The organism is Actinosynnema sp. NPDC037264 (assembly GCF_055603705.1).
Map to the genome: position 1 here is coordinate 11,311 of NZ_JBVJVK010000040.1, position 17,465 is coordinate 28,775.

Genomic DNA, 17,465 nt, shown 5'->3' on the forward strand with positions numbered 1-17,465 from the left:
GACCAACCCACCGGCCACCCGGCCGGCACCGGCCGCCGACCCCACGGCGCCCGGGCAGCAGACCAACACGCCCGCTCCCCCACCCCCGCCCCCGCCACCCGGGACCGGGTCCACCGTGCCGCCACCGCCGCCTCCGCCGCCAGGGTTCGGTGGTGTGGTGCCGCCGCCTCCGCCGCCCCCGCCCGGGTTCGGGGCCGCGGTTCCGCCGCCTCCGCCCCCGCCGCCCGGGTTCGGGGCCGCCGTGCCGCCACCGCCTCCGCCGCCCGGAGCGCAGGTACCCGGCGCGGTGTTCGGGATCCCGGTCCCGCCGCCGCCCGGCGCGCCCGGCGCGCAGGTCAACCCGCCCACCGCACCGGCGGGCCCGTTCTCGCCCCGGCGGGACTCCACGCTGAAGAACGGCACCCTCGACGGGCTGCCGGCCGTGTTCCCCGACGTGCCCCTGACCGTCACCGACGTCGAGATCAACCTCGGCCAGGTGCAAGCCGGGTTCGACGCGATGTTCGACACCCTGCGCGCCAACCACAACGTCACGACCACCCCGAACGTGAGCGCCGACCTCGTCGTGCAGTTCGACGAGAACACCTTCGCCAAGCACTTCGCCCTCCAGCAGGAACTGGACACGGCGTTGCAGACCGCCGCCCCCGGCGAGCCCGCCGTCATCCAGCGGCCCGACGGCCGGACCATCGACGCGGGCCAGGTCCGCGCCGAGATCGTGTCCGGCGACTTCCTGCACCAGCTCAACGACGGGAACCCCGACGCCGTCGCGCACCTGGACGCGCTGCTGAACGACGTCGTCCAAGCCAAGGTCGGCCCCAACGGCAACGTCGACGCGGCACTGGAAGCGCTCGTCGACAGCACCCGCACCAACCCGGCCCGCTCCATCAACGGCCACGTGCTGCTCAACACCGGCCACCTCGACGGCCTCACCACCGACCCCGCCCGCAAGGCCGACGCGATCCGCCACCTGCTGACCCACGAGTTCATGCACGTGCACTCCGTCGGCAGCGACGTCACCTTCGCCCACCGCGACGGCCAAGGCGGCGTCTACAGCACGAACGTCAACCCGGACGAAGCCGTCACCGAACTGCTCGCCCGCAACATCACCGACGCCCTCTCCGAACGCCTCGGCGAACCCAGCCAGTACAACCAGGACGAGAACGGCGCCAACCGCTACCAGAACTACATCGACCTGCTCAACAACGAGTTCGACAAGCCCCGCGGCCGGTGGGCGGCCCCGTTCGACCCCGACGCGACGTTCCAGGACATGCTCGACGACTACTTCGGTGTCACCGAGCCCGACGACCCGCCCCAGACGCGTTCCGCCCCACCCGCCGACATCGACGCGCCACCGGCAGCCGACCCGGACGTGCCACCGGCGAAGGACAAGGACGTCAAGGACGTCGCCGCCGACGAGTCCTGGCGGCACAGCACGGCGAGCACCGCGGACTGGTTCGCGCCGAAGGACCCGCAGCCCTCGGCGGCGTGGGACTCGGTGCGGGACAAGGCTCCCGTGCGCACGGTCGACACCGAGGTCGCCGACGTGCAGCGGTCGAGCACCCCGGGCAAGGTCGACTCCCTGACCGGGCTGATCCAGCACGACGTGCGCCGGATGGAGGTCGCGCCCGGGACCTGGGTGAAGGAGTACACCCTCAAGGTCCACCTCAAGCCCGGCGAGGGCGTCACCCAGTCCGATGTGGACGCGGTGGCCCAGAAGACCACCAACGGCGTCGACCGGTTGCTGAACCAGGGCTACCGGCTGCCCTCGGGCGACCAGTTCCACGCCAGGGTGGAGTTCGTCACCGACCCCGCGCAGGCGCACACCACGGTCGACGTGAAGACGTCCACCACCGCGGACCAGCTCAACTGGGGCGTGCAGACCTCGGAGAACGTGCTCGCCCACGAGGTGGCGCACTACTTCGGCCTGCCCGACGAGTACAAGGACGCGGCCGGTCCGGACGCCCGGATCTTCAACAGCGACGGCAAACCGCTGCCGCCCGGGCACACCCAGTCGAACCTCGTCGTGAACGACGACGGGCTGATGGGCGCGGGCGTGCACGGCGACCCGTCGATCAAGCCGCGGCACCTGTGGGCGATCGAGCGCACCACCGACAGCCAGGTGATGGTGCCCGACGCCGACCACGCCACGCTGCACGACCCCGACTCGCCCCGCCAGACCCCGCCGCCGCGACCGCCCGACCAGGGCACCCGGCCGGACATCCACCCCCGGCCGGTCAGCGACACGGACAGCGACTCCGACTCCGACAGCGACACGGACACCGAGGCCGACGCGCAGCCGGCCATCCCACTCGCGCCACCACCCCCGCCGCCACTGCCAGGGGCCACCGCCACGCAGCAAGCAGTGGTGCCACCGCCTCCCCCGCCGCCACCGGCCTTCGGGACGCAGGCACCCCCTCCACCACCGCCCCCACCCGCGGTGACCTCGACGCAGCCCGCGTCAGTTCCGCCGCCGCCTCCGCCACCGCCCGCCTTCGGGACGCAGGCACCGCCGCCGCCACCCCCGCCGGGGACGACGCGCGGACCTCAGGCGCCCCCACCGCCGCCCGGGCCCCAGGGGCCGCCGCCACCGCCCGGACCCGACACGGCCGGCACGTCGGCGAACGCGCCCGCCACCCCGGCGGGCCCGTACTCGAACGTCCGGGACGCCGACCTGAAGAACGGCATCCTGACCAGGCTGCCCGCCCAGATCACCCCGGTGCCGCTGCAGATCGCGGGCGTCCAGGTCGACCTCGGGCAGGTGCGGGCCGGTTTCGACGCGCTGTCCGGCAAGCTGGGCGAGTTCGGCATCACCACCACGCCGAACGTGAACCCCGACCTGGTCGTGCAGCTCGACCAGCAGACGTTCGCCAAGCACTTCGCCATCCAGCAGGAGCTGGACACGGCGTTGAAGCCCACCGACCGGGGCGACTCCGACATCACGACCGGTCAGCTCAACGGGCAGGGCATCGACCCGGCGCAGGTCCGCGCCGAGATCCTGTCCGCCGACTTCCTGCGGCAGCTCAACAACGGCAACCCCACCGCCGCCGCACGCCTCGACACCCTGCTGAACCAGGTCGCCCAGGCCAAGGCCGGTCCCGCCGGCGACGTCGTCGCGACGCGGAACAGCCTGGTCGAGAGCACGCTCACCAACCCGGCGCGGGCGATCAACGGGCACGTCCTGCTCAACACCGACCACCTCGACGGCCTCACCACCGACCCCGCGCGCAAGGCCGACGCCATCCAGCACCTGCTGACCCACGAGTTCATGCACGTGCACTCCGTCGGCAGCGACGTCACCTTCGCGCACCGCGACGGGCAAGGCGGCGTCTACAACAAGAACCTGAACCCCGACGAAGCCGTCACCGAGCTGCTCGCCCGCAACATCACCGACGCGCTCTCCGAGCGGAACGGGAAACCCAGCCAGTACAACCAGTTCGAGGACGGCAACGTCCGCTACCAGACCAACATCGACCTGCTGAACCGGGAGTTCGACCGGCCGCGGTCCAAGTGGGACAGCTTCAAACCCGGCCCGGCGTTCCAGACCATGCTCGGCGACTACTTCGTCGGCACGACGCCACCCGCCACCACGTCCGGGACGCGTCCGGCGCCGCCGAGCACCGCACCGACCACGCGGGGCGTCGACCAGGACGTCCAGCCGCCGAACGCACCGTGGCGCAACCCGTTCCGCTCCACGCCCCCGCCACCGCCGCCGTCGATCTCCGCGCCGATCCCGCTGGTCGACCTGCCGCCCACCAACGCCAACACCAACGGCAACACCAACGGCAACACCAACGGCAACACCGACACCACGCCCACCCCGGCCACGCCCGCGCCGGCAGCACCAGCCCCCGCGGCACCCGCCCCGGCACCGAACCCCGCACCGGGGCCCGTGCTCGGGTCGCGGAACCTGCCGGACTTCTTCCAGCAGGGCAAGGCACTCGGCACGATCGCGCCCACCGACGTGCGGGGCGCCCAGCACGTCACCGGCACGATGACCGGCATCACGCCGGCCGACGCCGCCGTCATCGAAAGCGCGCTGGAGAACAACTTCGAGTCGTTCCTCGGCCAGGGCCGCGACTTCCAGGTCAAGATCGACGGCACCTGGTACGAGGCCAACGTCCAGGCCACCATGCTCCCGCCGGCCGACGTCGCCGCGGTCACCAGCACGCCGTCCACCACCACCAAGGTGGACATGGCCGCCCAGTCCGCCGCCAACACGGGCACCGCCACCAACCTCACCACCGCCAACGACATCGGCCTCGCCGCGGCGGCGAGCGCGGGCGTCGGCCCGTACGGCTCGCTGGCCGGCAAGGCGCAGCTCGCCACCCCCGCCACCACGCTGAACACCTCCTCCGGCACGGTGGACCAGCGGTTCATCCGCGGCGGCGAGAGCTCGACGAACGTCGACGTCCCGGTCTCCTTCCAGGTCACGCTCACCGCCGCCAACGGCACCGTGCGCCCGATCCAGGCGGTCAACGGCGGCGTCACCCTCGCCGTGCCGAACGACCTGGAGACGATGGCCAACTCCGGCAACGCCCAACCGGCCGCGGCCCTGCCGCCGGGCTGGGGCGCGAAGCTGGAGCACCCGACGCCCGAAGCGGTCACGGACTTCGACGCGAAGCAGGCGTTCACCGACGTCGCCGCGAAGATGCACCCGTCGATCACCAAGATCGGCGCGCCGGGCCGCACCGCGTTGCAGGACTTCCTCAACCCCACCACCGTCCGCGACAACCTCGGCGCGATGCTCGGCGGTTGGGTCACGTCCCCGGACCTGGTCAGCCCGCACGGCAGCAAGGCCAACGCCGTGCAGATGAAGGCCACCCTGCTGACCGCCGAACTGGTCGGCACGACCGACGCCGCCCAGCTGCGGCTGCACGAGTCCCAGTCCACCGGCAGCTCCCTGTCCGCCACCAGCAAGACCGGCTTCGACGCCGCGGCCGGCGTGGGCGGCGGTGTGGGCGTGCCGGGCGTGATCGGCGGCACGGGCGGCGTCACGGCCGGCTACTCGGCCCGCACCTCGGACACCTCGAGCTCGGGCACGACCAGCAGCACCCGCACCGGCATCCAGCTCAAGGGTGCCACCGGCCTCTACAAAGTGACCGCGAACGTCCACGTCCGCACGCCCAACGGCGCGGACGTCGTCATGCCGGTCACCACCTACATGCGGGTCGGCCTGCCCGAGGCCGCCTCGCTGACCCTGCCGGTGCCGCCGGGCACCGACGCCGGCCTGACCAAGCCCGGCACGGCGGGCACCAAACACCTCCCGCCCTACCTGGCCGCGGACCTGGCGGCGGGCAACGTCAAGGTCGGCGAGTTCGGCCCCGGCGCGCAGGTGCAGGCGCAGGTCCAGGCCACGTTGCGCGACCTGCCCGGCTTCGGCAAGTTCCTGCCGGGCTGGAACGACCCGGACACCGGCGCGCGCAAGGGCCAGGGCCTGGCCGACGTCGCGGAGGCCATGGCGAACCAGCGCAAGCTCGACGCGGAGCTGTCGCCGACCGCGCTGAAGACCAAGATGGACAGCCTGCTCGGCCCCGGTGTGCAGGTGCAGCTCAAGAAGCGCGGCCTGAGCACCAACGAGTACGTCAACGTCACCGTCCGCGCCCGACCGGTGGGCACCCGGCACCTCGGCCAGGTCGACGCGCGCAACGTGCGCGGCTCGGCGAACACCGCGCCGAAGCTGGACAGCACCACCGCCACGCAGAAGTCGGTCAGCGTCGGCGTCGAGGGCAAGGCGGTGTTCCCGGTCAAGACCGGCGCCGCGTCGCTCACCCCGACGCCGCAGGTCGGCGCGAAGTACACCTACGGGTGGGGCGCCAAGAACACCGGCGGACCCACGGTCACCAGCACGGGGCTCAACGTCGGCAGCCCGGACGCCCAGGTGTTCTCGCAGGACCTGGAGTTCATCGTCGAGATCACCACGTTCAGCCGCAACCGGGCGTGGGTCAAGCGGGTCACGCCCGGCTCGCCGATCCTCCAGGTGCCCGACCCCAAGCCGGTCGCCAGGACCGGCGGCCCCAACCAGCCCGGCGTGGTGAGCCTGCCGCAGATCTCCGGCCCGGTGCACCTGTGGGTGTCGGACAGCTCGGCGATGGACCACGACCCGTCCGGCTTCGAGCCGGGCAAGCCGGTGGCCACCAAGCTGGACCGGCCGCCGTCGATCAAGGACCTGCTCAACCCGCCCGCGCCGCGGCCCGCCGCGCCGGACTTCCTGCACGTCGAGGCCGTGGTCAACACCGAGGCGGTGCGCGACCAGGCCATCGAGGCGCTCAACCTGGCCGCGAAGGGCGACTCGTCGCTCACCGTGCCGGGCACGGAGGCGCGCAACCAGATCGACAAGCTGTTCAGCCCGGAGAGCATCAAGGCCAACCTGCGCAAGCTGACCGAGACCGGCATGCAGGAGAACGGCCTGAAGTACGGCCGCCGGGTCACCGACCGCACCGGCGCCATCGGCATGGCGATCGAGCTGGGCAACCCGAAGCTGGTGTCGATCTCCGACAGCACCGGCACGGAGAACGCGACCACCGGCGGCTACAAGGCCGGTGACGCGAAGAGCAGCAGCCACACCGTCGACCTCACCGCCGGCGTCAACCTGCCGGTCAAGCCGAACGCGGCGCCGCAGCCCGCGGGCGAGCCGAAGCCCGCGTCGGGCTCGGGCGGCGTCGCCGTGGCGGGCAAGATCACGCCGTACTCGTCGTCGAAGACCAGCGCGACCGAGGTCAGCGGCAGCGTCGACCGCAACTACGTCACCCCGCCCAGCGCGCGGACCGTGCTGATCCAGCTCGACGCGGACGTCACCGTGGTCGGCGAGAGCCGGTCGGGCAACGTCGTCTACGGCGGCACCCCGCGCGTCGAAGGCGCCAAGGTCACCCTGCCCGGCGGCGTGTTCGTGCGGGTCAGCGAGGACGTGGCGCGCGAGTTGGGCGTGCTGCCGAAGGTGCAGCCGACGACGCCGCCGCCCTCGTTCGGCACGATGGCGCCGCCGGCCACGCTGACGCCGGACCGGCCCAGCTCGCTCGGCCTGAGCACGCTGGACACCGCGCCGGACCTGTCGGGCCTGGTCTCCGGCCTGATCACCGACCTCAACCAGCGGACCAGCGGTCCGTTCAAGAGCGACCTGGTGCCGGACTCGGTCCTCAAGGACTCGATGAACAACTTCCAGCGGCTGGTCGACTTCACCTCGCCGACGAGCGTCAAGGCGATGATCGACAGCGCGCTGGACGGCGGCGTTCCGCTGCTGCTGCACCAGCCGGGGACGTTCGGCAAGGACACCTACCAGGTCACGCTCAAGGCGAAGGTCAAGGGCGCGCCGGCCTTCTCCGGCGTCGTCAACGACGGCGTCGACATGGAGCACACCATCGCGGGCGCCCGGAAGGCGACCGACGGCCTCGGCCGGTCGACCGGGTGGGGCGTCGGCCTCAAGTCGCCCGGCCTCGCCCAGCCGGGCAGCGCGAACCCGAACGTGTCCGGCGGTGTCGGCGTGATCGCCGCGGCGAACGTCGGCCAGCAGCACAGCAGCAACGTCACGAAGGCCACCACCGAGCAGTTCGGCCACCTGCGCGCGGGCGGCGGCCCGGCCGTGAAGTACACCGTGCCCCTCGAGTTCGAGCTGGTGGTGGAGAAGGGCACCCAGGTCGTCACCAGCGCCACCGCCCCGCCGCAGGACGTCGTGGTGCGGCTGCACGCGGACAACCAGAAGGTGTTCACCCCGGCCGCCACGCCACCGGCCGGCTACACGTCGACCACGACCCGGCAACCGGCCGCGCAGGGCACGCCGCAGGCCGCGACGGCGTGGCAGCAGAACGGCTCACCGGCCACGCTGCCGGCCAAGGCGTCGGTGGAGAACCTGCGCGGGGCCCAGGACCTGCGTGCCGCGGCGATCCGGGCGCTGACCGCGGCGGGCGCGAACGAGGGCATCACCGGCAAGGGCACCGGCCCGCTGAACACCCTGCTGTCGACGCTCAGCTCGGAGAACCTCCAGCCGAGCCTGCCGGGGATGCTCGACGGCCCGTTGGACGTGCCGGGGCTGCACGAGGCCGCGTTGACGTTCGGGCAGCACGCGGACGTGAAGGTCTACGCCAAGCTGGTCAACCCGAGGCTGGGTGGCCTGAGCGACGGCGTGAACCTGGAGAACCCGAAGTCCTCGGTCACCACGACCTCCGGCGAGGCCAAGCACAGCGAGACCGGCGACCTCTCGGCGGGCTGGGCCACCGGCAGCGCCGCGGTCGCGCCGAGCCAGGACCCGAAGGACACCGCGAACTTCGCCACCGGCGGCGTCGAGACCAGGCACGCCGCCGAGGACGCGGAGGCGCTGTCCGGCGGCTCGGCGACCAACAAGACCAACAACCTCAAGCCGCAGGGCCGCACCGGTCTGGTCGACTTCGACGTGGAGTACCGCGTGGTCGCCACGGTCGGCGGCCGGACCAGCGTGGTCGACCTGAGCGTGCCGGGCTCGGCGTCGGTGCGGATGCCGTCGACCGAGGCCGAGACCGTGCTCGGGCGTGACTTCGACGCCGGGCTGAGCAACGCGCAGACCGCGGTCAAGGACACCGCCAAGGCGTGGCGCGACGCGGAGCTGGCGGTCGACAAGGCGCGGCACGACGCGCAGGCCGTGATCAACCGGGTGGCCGCCGACGTCGCCCGGCTCCAGAGCGACCTGACGAGCTCGCAGGTCGACCACAACGACGCGATCGGCCACCAGCTGACCGAGGCCGGCCGCGTGCCCGCCCTGGAGCAGGCCGTCCAGGACGCGCAGACCCGGCGCGACGCGGCGAACGACGTGGTCGCGGACCTGCGCGACCGGATCCCGGGCCTCGACTCGGCCCACCGGGACGCGCAGGTCGCGCTGGCCGACGCCGACGCGGAGGTGCGCTCCACCGGGCGCGACCTGGCGGACGCGAACACTGAGCTGGACGCGGCGCGGGTCAGGCTGGACGACGCGCAGGCGGCGTTGGACGTCGCCCAGGGCGACCTCGACGCGCACCTCGACAACCGCCCCGACGACGCGCCGCCGATCGCCGAGGACAAGGTCGCCAAGGACCTGGTCGGCAAGGTGGACGACGCCCGTGCCGCGCGCGACACCCGGGCGACCGAGGTCGAGACGGCGGTCGAGGTCGCCGACGCGGCGCAGGCCGCGAACACCAGCGCGATCGAGGCGCGGGCCGCCGCGCAGGTCGCGGTCGACCAGGCCCGGACCGCCGCCGAGCAGGCGCGGATCGACCTCGACCGGGCCAACGGCACCCTGGAGACCGCTCAGGGCGAGCTGGACAACGCCGAAACCGGCCTGGAGACCGGCCGTGACGCCGCTCAGCGCACGGCGGGCGCGCAGCAGTCCGCGGCGCTGGCCCACCACCAGGTCGAGAGCACCATCGCGGAACTGGAAGCGGAGATCACCACGGCCGAGGTGGAGCTCGACAAGCGCCGCGCCGAGGCCGACGCCCGCCAGCGCGACTGGTGGAACGCCCGCATCGAGGTCGACCAGCGGATCGCCGACTTCAACCGCCCGACCCCGCCTCCCGCGCCTCCCGCCCCGCCCGCCGGCACGCCGGTCATCACCATCACCCCGCCGGCCGACACGACGACGAACGGGACGCAGCCCGCCTCTTCGTCCACGACGACCAACGGCACGCAGCCCGCCCCGTCGTCCACGACCGACACCACCGCACCACCGGCACCGCCCCGATCGCCCGACACCACCCGATCCACCACGGACGCACCGGCGCCGCCGACCACCCCGTCGACCGCACCGCAGACACCCACATCCGCATCCGCACCGGCACCGGCACCGGCCAAGCCGACCGAGCGGGCCGCCGGCGGTCCCCGTCCCGAGCTGTCCCTGGACGTCCCGCCGACCTCAGCGCCGTCACCGGAGCAGGTCGCCCGGCTCGACGCCCTGGCCGCCGACCTCGCCGAGTCCAACGCGATGCGCGACCGCAACGGCTACCGGCCCGCCGTGGTCGAGGTCTCCGGCCCCCACGCCCGAGCCGTCGCCGACGTGCTCACGGCCAAGGGCATCGACGCCACCGTCCGCGACACGAACGGCACCACCACCGACGTGCACGTGGACCACGACCTGCGCCGCCCCGACGGCTGGACGCCGCCCGAAGCGCCCAAGGGCGTGAAGGTCACCGACACCGTCATCACCTCACCCGCGCCGCAGGGGCCGCACCCGGTCCTGGACAACCCGGACTGGCGGCACAGCACCGCGCCCGGCGCCGACTGGTTCGACCCGAAGCCGGACGCCGCCACCTCCGCCGACATCCGGACCGCGCGCGCGGACGCCCCCGTCACCAGCACCGTCCGCGGCGAGGACGGCGGTGTCCTGGACAGCACCACCATCGGTCCCGACGGCGTGAGCATGAAGGCGTGGCGCGGTCCGATCGCCTACGACACCCGCGTGCTGGACGTCAACGGCGTGCCGGTGCGCGACTTCACCGTCAAGGTCTTCCTCGACCCCGCCGGCAACGCCACCCCCGACCAGGTCTCCGAGGTCCGCAACCGCACCAGGCAGGGCGTCGAGGCGCTGTTCAACAACGGCAGCCGGCTGCCCAGCGGCGAGCAGTTCCACGTCACCGTCGAGTTCACGGACGACCCCGCCGACGCGCACGGCAGCATCACCGTGACCGCCCCCGAGGGCCGCGCCAACCAGCTGAACTGGCCCGTCGACTCCGACGCCCGCACGCTCGGCCACGAGGTCGGCCACTTCCTCGGCCTGCACGACGAGTACTTCGAGACCGGCGACGTCAAGCCGATCTTCCAGCACCAGGACGGCAAGGGCCGCGTCGTCGACGACAACGCGCCCATGACGGCCGACCTCGACGCGCCGGACGCGAGCGTCAAGCCGCGCAACCTGTGGCTGGTCGAGAACCGGATGCACGCGCTGGAGTCGTTCAACCCGCCGGGCACGCCCCCGACCACCACGCCGAGCACCACGCCCGCCCAGGACGCCGACGTGCGGCCGCCGAACGCGCCGCGCCTGCCGTTCCGCCGCACCACCCCGAACCCGGTCATCGGTCTGGCCAGGATCACCCCGCCCACCCCGGGCTGGGTGCTGACCGCCACCAACCTGCCGGACTTCTTCCAGCACAACCAGGGCCTCGGCTCGATCGCACCGGTCGACGTGCGGGGCGCCGCCAGGGTCGCGGGCGCGATCGACGGCCTCGACGCCAAGGACGCGGCCCGCATCGAGACCGCGATCGGCTCCGACTTCGAGTCGTTCCTCGGGCACGGCCGCGACTTCCAGGTCAAGGTCGGCGGTCGCTGGTACGAGGCCCACGTGCAGGCCACGATGCTCCCGCCGGCCGATCAGGCCACCGCGGTCGAAACGCCGTCCACCAACACCAAGGTGGACATGACCGCGCTGGGCGGCACGAGCACGTCCACGACCAACACCCTGGCCACCGCCAACGACGTCGGCGGCGCCGCCACGGCCGGTGTCGCGGTCGGACCGTACGGCTCGCTCGGCGGCAAGGCCCAGCTCGCCACCCCCGCCACCGCCCACGTCAGCTCGACGTCCACAGTGGACCAACGGGCGATCCGCTCGGGCGAGTACTCCACGCAGGCCAAGGTCCCGGTCAGCTACCAGATCACGCTCACCGACGCCCACGGCGTCGCCCAGGCCCCGATCACCGTGGACTCCACCCCCGCCGACCCGGTCGACGTCACGCTCCAGATCCCCGACGACCTCACCACCATCGTGGAGTCGAACCCGACCCTCGCCCAGAACCCGAACGCCCCCACCGGCGACTGGGGCGCGCGGTTGGAGCACCCGGTGCCGGAGACCGTCGCGGTCACCGACCCCGGCAAGGCGTTCACCGACGTGGCGGCCAAGCTGCACCCGTCCATCGTGAAGATCGGCTCACCCGGCCGCGCCGCGCTCCAGACGTTCCTGAGCCCGACCACGATCCGCGACAACCTCGGCGCGATGCTCAACGGCTGGGTGACCTCGCCGGACCTGGTCAGCCCCCACGCGAGCAAGGGCGCCGCGGTCCAGGCGCACGCGACGCTGCGCACCGCCGAACTCGTCGGCGTGCACGACTCCACCCAGCTGCGGCTGCACGAGACCACGTCGTACAGCACTGGCGTCACCGCGACGACCAAGACCGGGTTCGACGCCAACGCGAGTGTCGGCGGCGGCGCCATCGTGCCGAACCAAGTCGGCGGCCGGGGCGGCGTCACCGTGGGCTACTCGGCCCGCACCGCGGAGTCCTCGAACGCGGGCACGAACACCAGCAACCGCACCGGCATCCAGCTCAAGGGCCAGACCGGCCTGTACAAGGTGACGGCCGACGTCGAGGTGCGCACACCCAGCGGCGACAACGTCATCGTCCCGGTGACCACCTACATGCGCATCGGCACGCCGGAAGCGGCGGCGCTGAACCTGCCGGTGCCGGAGGGCACGCCCACCGGCATCGCCAAGCCGACGGCGCAACCGCGGTGGGCGCCGCCGTACGTGGACGGCGCGTTCGCCGCGGGCAACGTGAAGGTGGGCGACTTCGAACCCGCCTCCCGGGTGCAGCCGCAGGTCGAGGCGGCGCTGAAGAACGTCAAGGGCCTATCGGACCTGCTGCCGAACTGGAACAACCCCCAGGCGAACCCGCGCAGCAGCAAGGGCCAGGGCTTCGGGGACGTGTCACGGCAACTGGCCAACCAGCGCAAGCTGGACCAGTTGTCGCCGACCGCGCTCAAGTCCAACATGGACGGTCTGCTCGGACCGGGCGTCCAGGTCCAGCTGAAGAGCTCCGACGCCACCACCGACACCTACGTCAACATCACGGTCAAGGCGAAGATCGACAACACCAGGCACCTCGGGCAGGCGGACGCGCGCAACGTGCGCGGCTCGTCGTCCAGCGGGCCGAAGCTGGACAGCACCACCGCCACCACCAAGGGCTGGAGCGGCGGCGTCGAGGGCCTGGTCGTCATCCCGGTCAAGGGCGCCACCACCACGGTGACCCCGACGCCGCAGGTCGGCGTGAAGTACAACCACTCGTGGACGACGAAGAACACCGGCGGCCCCACGGTGAACAGCACCTCGCTGAACGTCGGCAGCCCGAACGCGCAGGTGTTCGCGAGCGACGTGGAGTTCGAGGTCGAGATCACCACGTTCACCCGGCCGCGGTCGTGGCTGCGGCGGGTGACACCCGGCCTGCCCGGACAGCACGCGCCGCAGCCGCGCGTGGTGGCGCGCACGGTCGGCGCGTCGATCGACCCGACCGCGCGGAACAACCCCCAAATCCTGCCGCAGATCCACGGCGCGGCGACCCTGTGGGTGTCCGACGGCTCGGCGATGAAGTCGGACCCGTCCGGCTTCAGGCCCGGCGACCCGGTGGTGACCGCGCTGACCGAAGCGCCCACCGTCAAGGACCTGCTCACCACCCGGACAGGGCCGAAGTCGCCGGAGTTCCTGCACGTCGAAGCGGTGGCGAACACCACTGCCCTGCGCGACGCGGCAGTCGACGCGCTCAACCGGGCAGCGGGCAAGGACTCGGCGCTGACCGTGCCCGGCACCGAGGCGCGCAACCAGATCGACCGCATGTTCAGCCCGGAGAACGTGAAGGCCAACCTGCGCAAGATGGTCGAGACCGGGATGCAGGAGCAGAGCCTCCGGTACGACCGACGGGTCACCGACCGCACCGGTTCGGTCGGCGTGTCGATGAAGCTCGGCAACCCCAAGCTGGTGTCGATCTCCGACGACACCGGCACCGAGAACGCGATCACCGGCGGCTACAAGGCGGGCGACGCCAAGTCGGTGAGCCGGTCGGTCGACATCACCGGTGGCGTGAACGTCATGGTCAAACCGACCCCCACCGCGCCACCCCCGGGCGAGCCGACCCCGGCCAGCGGTGCCGGCGGCGTGGCCGGGATCGGCAAGTACACCCCGTGGTCGGACTCGAAGGCCGAGGCGCGGGAGATCAGCGGCAGCGTCGACCGCAACGTCGTGACACCGGGCACGGCCAGGACCGTGCTGGTGCAGTTGGACGCGGACGTGACGATCGTCGCCGAGAGCCGGGCGGGCAACGTGTTCCACGGGGGCACGCCGCACGTCGAGGGCTCCACCGTGACGCTGCCGAAGTCGGTGTTCGTGCGGGTCAGCGAGGACGTGGCACGTGAGATGGGCGTGCTGCCGAACGTCAAACCGGACGTCAGCACGCCCTCCTTCCCGACGATGGCGCCGCCGAGGACGCTGGCCGTCGACGAGCCCGGCGCGCTCGGCCTGTCCGCCGTCGAGCAGGTGCCGGACCTGAACGGCGTGGTGACCGACCTGATCGCGGACGTGAACCAGAAGACGGGAAAGCTCTTCGGTGACCCGCTGGTGCCCGATTCGGTGCTGAAGGACTCGATGAACAACCTCCAGCGCCTGGTCGACTTCAGCTCGCCGACCAGCGTCAAGGCGATGATCGACAGCGCGCTGGACGGCGGCGTGCCGCTGCTCGTGCACCAGCCGGGCACGTTCGGCAACGACACGTACCAGGTCACGCTGCGCGCGAAGACGGGCGAGCCGCGGTTCGACCGGGTCGTCAACGACGGCGTCGACATGGAGCACACCACCGCCACCGCGGAGAAGGTCACCGACGGCCAGGGCCGGGGCAAGGGGTGGGGTGTCGGGTTCAAGGCGCCGGGCCTGTTCCAGCCGAGCAGCGCGAACCCGAACCTGTCCGGCACGGTGGGCGCGATCGCATCGGCCGGCTTCAACCACGCGCAGAGCAGTTCGATCACCGACGCCACCACCCGGCAGTTCGGCCACCTGCGCGCGGGCGGCGGCCCGGCGGCGAAGTACACCGTGCCGGTCGAATTCGAACTGGTGGTGGAGAGGGGCGCTCGGGTCGTCGCCACGAGGACCAGCCCCGCGCAGGACATGGTCGTCCGGCTGCACGCGGACAACCTGAAGGTCGACGGCATCACCACGCCGAACTACCCCTACATGGCGGCGGCGATCAAGCGCAGCCCCGACTTCGGCGTGCCGAGCGCCGCGACGGCGTGGCAGCGGACGAACGACCCGGCCACCCTGCCGCCGGGCGCATCGGTGGAGAACCTCCGCGGCACGAAGGACCTGCGGGACGCGGCGCTGCGCGCGTTGACCGAGGCGGGCGCGAACCAGGGCATCACCGGCAAGGGCTCCGGGCCGCTGAACACGCTGCTGTCGACGTTGAGCCCGGAGAACCTCCAGCCGAACCTGCCCGGGATGCTGGACGGTCCGCTGGACGTGCCCGGCCTGCACGAGGCGGCGCTGACGTTCGGGCAGCACGCCGACGTCAAGGTCTACGCGAAGCTCGTCAACCCGCGGCTCGGCGCGCTGAGCGACGGCGTGAACCTGGAGAACCCGCGCTCCACCGTGAGCACGACCAGCGGCGAGGCGAAGGTCAGCCAGAACGCCGACGTGTCGCTGGGCCTGGCGACGGGCAGCGTCGCCGTGAAGCGGAACGACGACCCGGCCGACACCCTCAACTTCACCACCGGCGGTGTGGAGGTCCGGCACGCGAGCGAGGACTCGCAGGCCGTCTCCGGCGGCGCGACCGACAACAAGGTCAACAACCTCAAGCCGCAGGGCCGGTCCGGGCTCGTCGAGTTCGACGTCGAGTACCGGGTGGTCGCCACCATCGGCGGCAAGACCGGCGTGGTGGACCTGGCGGTGCCCGCCTCGGCCGCGGTGCGGATGCCCGCCCCGGAGGCGGAGGCCGTGCTCGGTCACGCGTTCGACCCGGAACTCAGCGCCGCCCAGGACGACGTGAAGAGCGCGGCGAAGGCGTGGCGGGACGCGGAGATCGCGGTCGACAAGGCCCGTCACGACGCGCAGGACACCATCAACGAGGTGGCGGCCGAACTCGCCAAGACCGACAGCACGCTCACCGACCTCGAACTCGAGCTCAACACCGCGATCGAGACCGGCCTCACCGCGTCCGGCAAGGTCGGTGACCTGACGACCGACGTCGAGGACTCCCGCGAGGCCGTGGCGAAGGCGGAGGAGCGGGTCAAGGACCTGAGCGGCAAGATTCCCGGGCTGCAGGACGCGGTGCTGACGGCGAACAACGTCCTCCGCGACCGGAACGGCGACGTCATCGACAGCGCCGATGCCGTCGCCGACCTGAAAGAACGACTGAAGACGACCCGTGACCGGCTGACCACGGCGAACGACGCCCTGCTGACCGCCGAGCAGGCCCTGTCCCAGCACTGGACCACGCCACCCGCCGAGGACGCGCCGCCGGTGGACCCCGCGGTCGAGCAGGGCCTGCGGAGCGCGGTCGACTCGGCCCGCACCGCCCGCGACGGCCTCAAGACCGAGGCCAAGAGGCTGGCCGAGGAACTCGGTGAGGCGCACGAGCAGCACAAGAAGGACCTGGAGGACCAGCAGGACGCCAAGGAAGCCGCCACCAGCGCCAAGGAGGCCCTGGACGCGGCGACCGAGGCCCTGCGCCTGGCGCAGGACGGCTACACCACCGCGAACGACAACCTCACCGAGGCCCAGCACAACCTGCGCGAGCAGAAGAAGATCGTGCACGACGGGGCCAAGGCGCGCTCCGACGCGCAGCAGCGGCACGACGCCCTGGTCGCCGCCCGTGACGCGCAGGAGGCCCGCATCACGGCAGCCGAGGTGGAGCTGAACGCCAAGCGCGGCGAGGCGGACGCCAAGCAGCAGACCTGGTGGGACGCCAAGAGCGTGGTGGACCAGCGGGTCGACGCCTTCAACGCCGCACCACCGGCAGCCCGGCCGGTTCCAGCACCTGCCGACCACGCGTCCGCCACCGCCCGGTCCTCGGTGCCCCCGACGACGACCCCGACCTCCACCCGGCCGGCGCCGCCCGCGCCGCCGGTCGACGGTTCCCCGGACTTCCGGACGACCGGCAGCGCACCGTCCATTCCGGACACCGCCCGCACGTCGGGCGACCCCGTCCCCGGCAACCCGCCGAACCCGGCGCTCCCGGAACCCACGCCGTTCCACGACGGTACGGGCGGCGGGCAGCCGGAGCACGGGCCGGTCACGTCCGGACACGTCGAGGAGGCGCTGCGGCACTTGCGGTTCACCGCCGACGACCTGGCGACGGCGCCGCCGCCGACTCCCGGCGGCCTGTACGCGGCGGTCGGTCACGTCACCGCCATCCCACCGGCGACGCTCCGGCGCGACGTGGTGAGCACGTCGATCGGCCAGGTCGAGCAGGTGGCGGACTACACCGCCACCCACTCGATGCGCAAGAGCCAGCTGTACAGCGCGCTGGTCGAGAACGTGAACTGGGCGCTCAGGGATCCGGCGGAGAACGTCCGGGCGGGTCATGCCCGCGACCTCGCGGGTCGGCTCATCGCAACCCGGTTGGGCGTCAACCTGGTCATCCACCTGCCCGGTGTGCCGCAGCCGCTGCGGCTGCCGCCATTCACCGGCCCGGTCCAGCCCGAGGTGCACGTCGACCTCGTCGTGGTGGGCGGGGTGGCTACCTACCGACCCCGCTGACCAGGACTGAAGGTCCGCAATGGACGACGCA

The 17,465-nt window shown here is 72.5% G+C and carries 1 protein-coding gene; it reads left to right on the top strand.

Annotation, left to right across the window (positions count from 1 at the left end; all coding sequences use genetic code 11):
• Positions 1–286: 286 nt before the first annotated feature.
• Positions 287–17,434, top strand: coding sequence for a hypothetical protein (locus tag ACZ7GX_RS31780; protein ID WP_498782014.1), 17,148 nt, complete (start codon positions 287–289; stop codon positions 17,432–17,434).
• Positions 17,435–17,465: the final 31 nt, after the last annotated feature.